Genomic DNA, 9,225 nt, shown 5'->3' with positions numbered 1-9,225 from the left:
TACAATTGCTCCATGGAAGCCGATATCTACGAGGTCGGTGGTCAGCAACGGTCCTGGTAGAATCAATCAAGCGTTCAGTGTTCGTTCTTCAACCTGGCCAAAATCGCAGCTTCGGGCCGACTGGGCCAGGTTACAGGCTATGGCGTATCGGTCCGGTTGTCACACCACATTCCATCATCGCTACCATCTCGTTTGGGCGCCGAAATATCGGTACAAGGTGCTGATCGGCGATGTTCGGCTACGGGTGCGCGAGATCATCCGTCAGGTCTGTGCCGAGATGGGCGTGAAGATCATCAACGGCGCGCTGTCGAAGGACCACGTACACATGTTCGTCGAAATCCCGCCGCACGTCTCGGTCAGCGACTTCGTGCGCCGGGCCAAGGGGCGCTCATCCCGCAAGATCCAACAGGAATTCGAGCACATCCGCAAACGATATTGGGGCCAACGCTTCTGGCAGCGCGGCTACTTCTCGACCACATCCGGCAACATCACCGATGACATCATCATGCGTTACCTCGACCGACATACCCACAAGGACGGCTTCAGCCCCACCGCTTGATCCTACCGGCGTCAGCCGGTCAGTGATTCAGCTGGTCCGGACTGTGCGGCGATGGCTGCGAGCTGCACAAGTGTTTGATGATAAATGAAATCTACTAGAACGATTCCTATGAGGGCGGCGAGGTGCGCGTTGATCGGGGCGGCTTGGCCTGCGATCGGTGCAAACAAACCGAAGAAGAAAGCGGCCATTTTCGGATTGCCGATCGTCACCGCAAAGCCATTCAAAAGCCCTTGCCTCCATGTAGAGCGTACTACTGCCTGCACGACGATGCGCGAGATGTGTATCGGAGACGGGCGCCAGCGCGAAAATTTTTCGTTCGGCCTCTAAGAGGGGTTAGAGCGTGTCCTCAATTAGCGGATTCCCTTGGAGGAAACCGGATGATTCATAGGAGGTCAGCTGATTCGGAGCTGACCGATGCGCCGTTATGGACTTCGCGACGATCAATGGGATCGGATCAAGGGCGATCTGCCCGGCCGTGAAGGCCATGTGGGCGTGACCGCCAAAGACAACCGCCTGTTCGTGGAGGCGGTGCTTTACCGCTACCGCGCCGGCGTTCCCTGGCGCGATCTGCCGGAGCGGTTCGGGGACTGGAAGCAGGTCCATACCCGTCACACGCGCTGGGCGGCGAACGGGGCGTGGAAGAAGGTCTTCAAAATCTTAGCCGCCGACGCGGACACGAGTATGCGATGATGGACTCCACCATCGTGCGGGCTCATCAGCACAGCGCCGGCGCGCGCAAAAAAAGCCCGAAGACGACCAAGCGATTGGACGCAGCCGGGGCGGATTGAGCACCAAGATCCACGCCATGGTCGACGCGCTCGGCAACCCGGTGGCGTTCCACCTCACCGGCGGCCAGGCTCATGACCTCGAAGGATCGGACGTGTTCCTGCCCCAGATGCAGGCCCAGGCTCTGTTGGCTGACAAGGCCTTCGACGCCGATGCGCGGGTGATCCTGCCCCTACTGGCGCAGGGCAAGACCCCGGTGATCCCATCCGTGCCGGGCCGCAGTCAAAAGCGAGACTACGACGAAGACCTCTACGAGGAGCGTCACCTGATCGAGAACTTCTTCTGCAAGCTCAAGCAGTTCCGCGCCATAGCCACCCGCTACGACAAGCTCGCAGTCAACTTCTTGGCCGGCGTCCATGCCGCCGCGATCGTCATCCTCCTCAATTGAGGACAGCCCCTAGTCTATCGGCACTGCGCAAATGCGGCACCCCCAAGCGCCAGAATAGCGGCCGTGAGAAGTGCCGGCACCGCTCCCTCCTCGATCATCGTCAGAGACAAGGCGGCAATCAGCGCCCCGCCCGTTTGGCCGGTAAGCCGACAAAGCGTCAGCATTCCGGCGGCAGCTCCGGCGCGCGTCACCGGGCCGGTGCGCAGCAGGACATTGTTGTTCGGCACCTGAAACAGACCGAAGCCCAATCCACATAACGCCATCGCGGCCCCGATCAGGGGTAGCGGTGGCGCGGAGCGTAACCCAAAGGAAAGGACCAGCAGCACAACCGCGAGCAGGCAAAGGCCACCAGCGCTCATGGCCCCCGCCCACGGCCGATCGGCCCATCTCCCGGCCACGGGCGAGCTGAGCGCGATCGAGAGCGGCATAGGCAAGATCAGCAGCCCGACTGTGGCGACACTCAGCCCCCGCTCCCCTTCGAGCAGGAAGGGCATCGACACCAGAAGGCACATTTGCGCGGCGAAAGCGCAGATCGAAGCGGCATAGGCGAGGCGCAGGCGCGAATGGCCGATCAGGTCGAGCGGAAACAGCGGTCTCGTGCTCGTTCGTGCACGGCGCACCAATATCCCGCCCGCCATGAGCCCCGCGAGCAGCAGGCCGGTGGCAAGCTGCGACCATCTTCCATGTATGGCTTGCGAAGCCGCCAGGAACAGAGCGCCGAAGGCTGCGGCGCTTAAGACAGCGCTGGCCTTGTCGAACCTGTCTGTCTCGGGCAGTCGGTCAGGGGCGAAGCGGGCCGCGAGCACCAGCGAGAACAGGCCAGCAGGAATGTTCACGAGGAACAGCCAATGCCAGTCGCCGATCGACAGGAGGAAGGCGGCCAGCGCTGGTCCCGCCGCTGCCGTGCCGGCGATGACCACGCCATTATACCCCAGCCCTCGCCCGAGCAGCGCCTTTGGCCAGGTGAGGCGGATCAGTGCGCCATTCACGCCCATAACCGCAGCGGCTCCCAGCCCTTGCGCGAAGCGGAACGCGGCGAGCCACTCGAAGCTGCGCGCGCTCGCGCACGCGAGCGACATGGCGATGAACAGCGCCAGGCCGCCCATGTAAACGCGCCGATAGCCCAATCTCTCAGCAAGCGCGGCCGTGGCGAGCAGCGTCATGACGATCGCGATCTGATAGGCGGTGACGATCCAGGTCGCCGCAGCCGGATCGATCCCGAAATCGCGTCCGATCGTCGGCAAGGCAATGTTGGTGGCCGTGCTATCGATCACGGTCATCGCCATCGCAAGCCATAGGCCGGTCAGCGCCCAATAGCGGCGTGGCGCCGGGAGACCGTCAGCGACTGGCGTGGCTGCGACGGCCGCCGCACTGCTCACCGCTCGGCAATCCCCGCATATTGGTCGGTGGCCCGGATCAGCCTATCCAGAATCCCCGGCTCGGCGAAGGCGTGTCCCGCCCCTTCGACAAGATGAAAGTCGGCCTCTGGCCAGGCCAAATGCAGTTCCCAGGCGGTGCGGGTCGGGCAGGCCATGTCGTAGCGTCCTTGGACGATCGTGCCGGGAATGCCGCGCAGCCGGGCCGCGTCGCGGATGAGCTGATTGTCCTCCAGCCAACCATGATGGACGAAATAGTGGTTCTCAATCCGGGCGAAGGCCAAGGCAAAATGCGGGTCTTCAAACCCGCCGGAGGTTTCAGGGTCGGGCAATAGCGTGAGCGTGCGGCCTTCCCATAGCGACCATGCCTTCGCGCATTCGAGCCGCTCCGAATGGTCGGCGCCGGTGAGGCGCTTGCGATAGGCCGATCGCAGGTCGCCGCGCTCGCCTTGCGGGATGGGCGCTACGAAATCGGCCCATTTGTCGGGATGAACCTCCGACGCGCCGAACTGATAATACCAGGCAAGCTCGGATTCGCGCACGGTGAAGATCCCGCGCAGGACCAGTTCGCTGGCGCGCTCAGGGTGCTTCTGCGCATAGGCCAGCGCCAGCGCCGACCCCCATGAGCCGCCGAAGACGAGCCATTTTTCGGCGCCGATCCGTTCGCGCAGCCGTTCCATGTCGGCGACCAGATGCCAGGTCGTGTTGGCCTCCAGTCCGGCATGCGGCGTCGACTTCCCGCAGCCGCGCTGGTCGAAGAGCATCACGTCATAGTGATCGGGATGGAAAAGCCGCCGGTGGCGGGCGGAGATGCCGCCGCCGGGACCGCCATGGAGGAAGACGGCCGGCTTGGCGCCCGGCGTGCCGCTGCGCTCATAATAGAGGACATGGCCATCACCTATGTCGAGCGTGCCTGTCTCATAGGGTTCGATCTCGGGATAGAAGGTTCGCAGCTCAGTCATGGGCCGCCTGTTGTAGCCTGCGCGGCACGAGGTCCAGCGCGCTGTGGTCGGCCGCCGCTGCGATTGCCTCATCCATCAGATGATGATCGGGCGAGCGATAGCAGGCCGGATCGGTGAGAGCGGCATCGCCGGCGATCGCCAGGGCCTGACAGCGACAGCCGCCCCAATCGATCTCGCGCCGGTCGCAGCTCCGGCATGTCTCCGGCATCCAGTCGGTTCCCCGGAAGCGGGCGAAGGCATCCGAGCCCGTCCATATCTCGGCAAGCGTCCAATCCCGGACCGAAGCAAAGGTGAAGCCGGGCAGCGTCTCGGCCGCGTGGCACGGAAGCGCCTTGCCCGAGGGGGAGATATTGATGAAGCGGTTGCCCCAGCCCCCCATGCACGCCTTGGGCCGCGCCGCGTAGTAGTCGGGCACCACATAGTCGATCGCGATCCTGCCCTGGAGCCTCCGGCGGGCGGCATCCACCACGCCGTTCACGAAGTCGAGCTGGTCGCGGCTCGGCAGCAGCGCATTCCGGTTGAGCAGCGCCCATCCATAATATTGGGTATGCGCGATCTCCATGCGCTCTGCGCCCAAGGTCTCGCCAAGCGCGATCATGTCCTCGACGCGTTCTATATTCTGGCGGTGGATCACGAAATTGGCGGTCAGCGGAAGACCCGCCTCGCGGATGCGCCGCGCCGCCTCCAGCTTCTTCGCATGGCCGCCGCGATAGCCGCCGATCCTGTCACCGCCCTCGGCCGTCGAATCCTGAAAGCTGAGCTGGATATGGTCGATACCGGCATCGAGCAGCGTCGCCATCGCCTCGTCGGTCAGGAGGACGCCCGAGGTGATAATGTTGGTGTAGAGCCCGGCCTTGTTCGCGTGACCCACGAGCTGCGGCAGATCGCGCCGCGCCATGGGTTCGCCGCCCGAGAAATGGACCTGCAGCACGCCGATGGCGGCCGCTTCGTCGAGCACGCGCAGCCAGTCGGCGGTGGACAGCTCGGATTTCGGCGCGTCCATCTGCAGCGGATTGGAGCAATAGGCGCATTGGAGCGGGCAGCGATGGGTCAGCTCGGCGATCAGGCCCATCGGCGGCGGGATGCTCATAACGCTACGGCACCTCTTGTCGAAAGATCCTCCAGCGCTGCGACGACATCGGCCGCGATCTCGTCGCGTGGCGCATCGAAGCGCGCGGCGAGATCCTCGACGATCGCATCGATAGTTCGCGCGCCGTCGACCAGTTTGAGGATCTCGACCGCGATCTCGTCGGGCATGAACAGTTTCTCGGGCGCGAGAAGCACCCAGGCCCCCCGCACGGTGTCGAAACGGAACTTCACGCCGCGCCGGAAGGCTGGCACCGATGATCCGTCCGCCATCAGCTCTCACCCGGAACGAAGGCGCCCGGCGGGATCAAGCCCGGCGCGACATAGGCGAGATAGAGGCCGTCGAGCTGGCACCAGAGCACGTCGCATTTGAATCGCAGTGCGGCCAGCACCACCTGCTGTTTCTCGATCGTGTCGGCATTGGCTTTCACATACGCCAGCGCCCACTCGCTGTCCTGCGGCGCCTGCGTCAGCCGAGGCGTGAAGTAGGCGAGCGTCTCTTCTGTAATCCAGTCATAATTGGCGAGCATGCCAGAGACCCGCTCGGCGATGATGGAGGGCGAGAACAGCTCGGTCAGCGATGACGCAACGGCTTCGAGCAGCGTCTTGTCGCGCACGAAATGCACATAGGCGTCCACGGCAAAGCGCGTCTCGGGGAGGATATGGGCGGCGCTCTCGACCATGGCGCGGTCGAGACCCACGCCCTCGGCGAGCTTCAGCCAGCGCTCGACGCCGCCCGGTTTCTCGCCATCGCCGTCATGGTCCTCGACGCGCCGCCGCCATTCGCGGCGCAGCTCGGAGGTCGGCAGTCGCGCCATGAGCGTGGCGTCCTTCGCCGGGATGCTGGCCTGGTAGTAATAGCGGTTGAGCGCCCATGCCTGGACCTGTGCCCGGCGTAGCTTTCCATCGTGGAGCAGCCGGTGGAACGGATGATGGATATGGTAGCGTTCGGCACCGATCTGGTGCAGCGCCGCCTCCAGTTCGTCGGGCGTCAGCAATCCGGGGGCCGCGGTGTCGATCATAGCGTGAATTCCATGCCGTCCTCCCCGACGGTCCATCCTGCGGCCTCTGCCTGTCTCCGCTCGGGACTGTCGGCCAGAAGAACCGGGTTGCTGTTGTTCATATGGATGATGACCTTGCGCGCCACCTTCATGGCGCGGAAGGCTTCGATCGTCCCGTCCGGGCCGCTGAGACTCATATGACCCATGCGCCGCCCGGTCTTCTGGCCGAGGCCCGCAGCGACCATCTCGTCATCGCGCCACAGCGTGCCGTCGAAGAAGACGATATCGGCGCCATCAAGCCGGGCGCGCAGATTGTTGGTTATGGCGGCGCAGCCCGGAATGAAAAGCATGCGCTTGTGCTCTTCCGTGATTTCGAGGCCGACCGTCGTGTCGTCGACGACGATGGGCGGCGGCTCGCTGCCACTTTCGAGATAGAGCGGCACCTTCCCCGGCACGGCGAAGAAACGCGCGGTCAGGCCCGGCTCGATGGCAAAGGGCTCGTCGAGCACCTCGACGCTGCGCGTCACGACATCGCGCGCCAGCACCTCGAAGATCGGGTTGGCGTCGAGGACATCATGGATGCGGCGCGAGGCATGCAGCGTGAAGGGCTGGCGTTCGCGCAGGGTCAGGAGGCCGGCCACCACATCGACATCGCCGCCGGTCAGCACCACACCGGCGACCGGCGTGTGCCGCAGACCTTCGCGAGGATGCAACGCCGACGTGTCGTTGATCTGCTGGCGAAGATCGGGCGAGGCGTTGAGCACGAACCAGCGCTCCCCGTCACGGCTTACCGCGACGCTGGCCTGTGTTCTCGATTTCGCTAGGGGGTCGCCACTGCGGGCGCGACGGCACCCGCCGGCATTGGAATTCCACTGGGGGAAGCCACCGCCAGCGGCTGCCCCCAGTATTATGATCTGCATGGAAAGATGCTTAGGCGCTCAGCTCGGCGCAAGCATAGCAGTTGATCTCCGCGCCAAGTGCGATTTCACGAATTTCGGGCTTCTTCCAGGCCATATCGGACTCCTGAGTCTTGTGATTGGAGCAACCAAGGTAGCCAGCGTTCGCGATCATGCAACACGTTATCGGGCAGCCGTTCCATCAAGCAAATCCTTTCCGTGCGCAGGGGGCTCGGATCGACAGCCATTCGGACCACCCATCTCGTCATCTGACGGTGAACTGACCGGCCTGCGCATAGCGGTCCATCGTAACAGACTACAACTAGTGCTGACCCGGATTCACAGGCCGCGCTATGTGATAATGTCCTTTATCATACATAGAATGTGGCGTGAATCCCGCGCGGCACGATTGCGGTTTCGCCTCTGGCGCTGAGCCGCCATGAAAGCTCCATGATGACATTCAGATTTCGACGGGGATGGGGATGGCTGCTGCTGGCTGCGCTGACGCTCTCCACCATCAGCGACGAAATCACGGAGGCCATCCCGGCGTGGCGCGAGGCGCGATCGGTTCCTCCGGAAGTTCTACGATGACTTTGCGCGCCATTTCACTTAAACGAATCTCAATGCTGCGTAAGTTGTGGTCCCTTTTGCTTGTCATGATCGCGTCATCCCTGGTGGTGACGGGAACCGTGCACGCGCAGGAGAGACCGGGCGCTATCACGATCGAGTGCAGCGGCGCCGTGCATAGCGAAGGCGATGCCGATCAGTCGCAGGGCGATTCTGATAAGGCCGTTCCGCACCACCACGGCACATGCCATGGGCCGTCGCTGAACCTTCCCGCAACCGATGAGCTGGCGGCGATGGCCCGTGCCGGCGGTATGCGCCCATTTGCCGGTTCCGACGCGGCCATCGCATCGCGCTTGGTCGATCCTGGGCTGAGGCCGCCCACCGCCTGACATCTTCCGCTGGCCGGCATCAGCCGGCTCGACGCAATTTGTCAGGATCACCAGATAATGAAAAAGTTGATCGCGGCCGTATTGGCTGCGGCGTCCTGCGCATCGATCGCGCAGGCGCAAGCACAGGCGCAACAAGCGCCGGTCCCGGCTGCGCCAACATCGGCACAGCCCATGCCGGCTTTCACGCTCGATCAGGCCGTGTTGGCGGCAGGTGGGTCGGCACCGGCCAACGCGGCGGCAGCAGCGGGCATCGAAGCCGCACAGGCTGGACGCTCCGTCGCGGGCCTCCGCCCCAATCCGACCTTTCAGGGTCAGGTCGAGAATGTCGTGGGTTCCGGGCCTTATCGGGGGCTGCGGAGCGCTGAAACGACGGTCGGGGTTGCGATCCCGATCGAGCTGGGCGGCAAGCGAAGCGCGCGTGTCGCCGTCGCCGGCGCGCAGCTATCTCGGGCGCAGCTCCAAGCCGCGATCGCAGAGGCCGATATCCGCGTGCAGGTGACGCAGCTCTATGTCGAGGCGGTCGCGGCCGAACGCCGCTTGGCGACGGCACGCGACCAAGCCCGGATCGCGGCGGAAGTCCTGCGCGGCGCCGGGGTCCGCGTTCAGGCGGGCCGGGCATCGCCGCTCGAACAGCAGCGCGCCGACGTGGCGCGGATCAACGCGGATGCCAACGTCGAGCGGCTGACGCGGCTTGCGGAGGCGGCCAGGACCAATCTCGCGCGCCGGATCGGTCGTCCGATAGATGGCGCGCTGGACGTAACACTGCTCGATCGCCTCCCTGCCGCGACCTTCGGGCCGGTCGCCCCGCCAAGTGCGCAAGGCACGCTGGCGCTGGCGGCGGCCGATGCCGATCTGGCCATCGCCGACGCCGGCATCCGGCTTGCTCGGGCCAATCGGGTGCCCGACATCAACGTCGGACCGGCGCTGCGGCGACTGGAAGCGACCAACGACACCGCCGCGGTGTTCGCGATCTCGATCCCGATCCCGGTGTTCAACAATGGCCGGGCCGCCATCGCGCAGGCGACCGCTGAGCGGACGCGGGCGGACGCGGTGCGGCGCGTAACCGCGCTCGATGTCGAGCAGGCTATGGGTCGTGCGGCTGAGCGGAACAGGAAAGTGTCATAAGGCACTGTTTGGCTCGATACAGCGATAGATGGTGGCCGGGTGAACGTTGAAGGTCCTTGCGACGGCGCTAATGGACTTACCCTCGAGAAC

General features: G+C 64.4%; 10 protein-coding genes and 2 pseudogenes. 4 read left to right on the top strand and 8 right to left on the bottom strand.

What is annotated here, in order from left to right; all coding sequences use genetic code 11:
• The first annotated feature begins 139 nt into the window (after positions 1-139).
• Positions 140-559, top strand: coding sequence for an IS200/IS605 family transposase (gene tnpA, locus EWH12_RS20920; protein ID WP_010408862.1), 420 nt, complete (start codon positions 140-142; stop codon positions 557-559).
• Between the two features lie 11 nt (positions 560-570).
• Here the strand turns inward: tnpA and EWH12_RS20915 are convergent, their stop codons facing one another.
• Entirely contained in the window at positions 571-822 is a 252-nt protein-coding gene (locus EWH12_RS20915) for a LysE family transporter (protein ID WP_277986040.1), read from the bottom strand.
• A 151-nt stretch (positions 823-973) separates the two neighbouring features.
• Between EWH12_RS20915 and EWH12_RS20910 the strand changes: the two are divergent.
• A pseudogene (locus EWH12_RS20910) lies at positions 974-1,733 on the top strand (IS5 family transposase).
• Between the two features lie 14 nt (positions 1,734-1,747).
• Here the strand turns inward: EWH12_RS20910 and EWH12_RS20905 are convergent.
• From EWH12_RS20905 to pqqA, 7 genes are read right to left on the bottom strand one after another with little or no spacing between them, the layout of a single operon-like run.
• Complete coding sequence (locus EWH12_RS20905) at positions 1,748-3,112, bottom strand: MFS transporter (RefSeq protein ID WP_129927707.1); 1,365 nt, start codon at positions 3,110-3,112, stop codon at positions 1,748-1,750.
• Positions 3,109-4,071: a prolyl aminopeptidase gene (pip, locus tag EWH12_RS20900; RefSeq protein WP_129927706.1), complete on the bottom strand. Its 963-nt coding sequence runs from the start codon at positions 4,069-4,071 to the stop codon at positions 3,109-3,111. The genes EWH12_RS20905 and pip overlap by 4 nt, the downstream gene beginning before the upstream one ends.
• Positions 4,064-5,143 (bottom strand): pyrroloquinoline quinone biosynthesis protein PqqE, encoded by a 1,080-nt coding sequence (gene pqqE, locus EWH12_RS20895; RefSeq protein WP_242496157.1) that lies wholly within the window; start codon positions 5,141-5,143, stop codon positions 4,064-4,066. Before pqqE ends, pip begins: the two co-directional genes overlap by 8 nt.
• Positions 5,144-5,157: 14 nt before the next feature.
• Positions 5,158-5,430 (bottom strand): pyrroloquinoline quinone biosynthesis peptide chaperone PqqD, encoded by a 273-nt coding sequence (gene pqqD, locus EWH12_RS20890; RefSeq protein WP_129927704.1) that lies wholly within the window; start codon positions 5,428-5,430, stop codon positions 5,158-5,160.
• On the bottom strand, positions 5,430-6,179 hold the full coding sequence (gene pqqC / locus EWH12_RS20885; RefSeq protein ID WP_129927703.1) for a pyrroloquinoline-quinone synthase PqqC: 750 nt from the start codon (positions 6,177-6,179) through the stop codon (positions 5,430-5,432). Before pqqC ends, pqqD begins: the two co-directional genes overlap by 1 nt.
• Positions 6,176-7,078 carry a pyrroloquinoline quinone biosynthesis protein PqqB gene (pqqB, locus tag EWH12_RS20880; protein WP_129927702.1) on the bottom strand — a complete coding sequence of 301 codons (903 nt, stop codon included), beginning with the start codon at positions 7,076-7,078 and terminating at the stop codon, positions 6,176-6,178. Before pqqB ends, pqqC begins: the two co-directional genes overlap by 4 nt.
• Positions 7,079-7,088: 10 nt before the next feature.
• On the bottom strand, positions 7,089-7,172 hold the full coding sequence (gene pqqA / locus EWH12_RS20875) for a pyrroloquinoline quinone precursor peptide PqqA (RefSeq protein WP_125999890.1): 84 nt from the start codon (positions 7,170-7,172) through the stop codon (positions 7,089-7,091).
• A 469-nt stretch (positions 7,173-7,641) separates the two neighbouring features.
• On the opposite strand from pqqA, the gene EWH12_RS20870 reads away from it, so the two are divergent.
• Together EWH12_RS20870 and EWH12_RS20865 are read left to right on the top strand one after the other, a co-directional pair.
• Positions 7,642-8,010 (top strand): hypothetical protein, encoded by a 369-nt coding sequence (locus EWH12_RS20870; protein WP_158305177.1) that lies wholly within the window; start codon positions 7,642-7,644, stop codon positions 8,008-8,010.
• Between the two features lie 57 nt (positions 8,011-8,067).
• Positions 8,068-9,099 (top strand): annotated as a pseudogene (locus EWH12_RS20865) (TolC family protein); the annotation flags it as partial.
• Between the last annotated feature and the right edge of the window lie 126 nt (positions 9,100-9,225).

The organism is Sphingobium cupriresistens, assembly GCF_004152865.1.
Lineage (GTDB): Bacteria > Pseudomonadota > Alphaproteobacteria > Sphingomonadales > Sphingomonadaceae > Sphingobium > Sphingobium cupriresistens.
The sequence above is the reverse complement of the archived record's forward strand: the minus strand, read 5'-3'. Positions and strand labels throughout refer to the sequence as shown.

Excerpts from the sequence above, each read along its gene's own strand:
- tnpA (WP_010408862.1), top strand. The coding sequence starts at position 140 with ATGGCGTATCGGTCCGGTTGTCACACCACATTCCATCATCGCTACCAT.
- pip (WP_129927706.1), bottom strand. The coding sequence starts at position 4,071 with ATGACTGAGCTGCGAACCTTCTATCCCGAGATCGAACCCTATGAGACA.
- pqqE (WP_242496157.1), bottom strand. The coding sequence starts at position 5,143 with ATGGGCCTGATCGCCGAGCTGACCCATCGCTGCCCGCTCCAATGCGCC.
- pqqD (WP_129927704.1), bottom strand. The coding sequence starts at position 5,430 with ATGGCGGACGGATCATCGGTGCCAGCCTTCCGGCGCGGCGTGAAGTTC.
- pqqC (WP_129927703.1), bottom strand. The coding sequence starts at position 6,179 with ATGATCGACACCGCGGCCCCCGGATTGCTGACGCCCGACGAACTGGAG.
- pqqB (WP_129927702.1), bottom strand. The coding sequence starts at position 7,078 with ATGCAGATCATAATACTGGGGGCAGCCGCTGGCGGTGGCTTCCCCCAG.
- pqqA (WP_125999890.1), bottom strand. The coding sequence starts at position 7,172 with ATGGCCTGGAAGAAGCCCGAAATTCGTGAAATCGCACTTGGCGCGGAG.
- EWH12_RS20870 (WP_158305177.1), top strand. The coding sequence starts at position 7,642 with ATGACTTTGCGCGCCATTTCACTTAAACGAATCTCAATGCTGCGTAAG.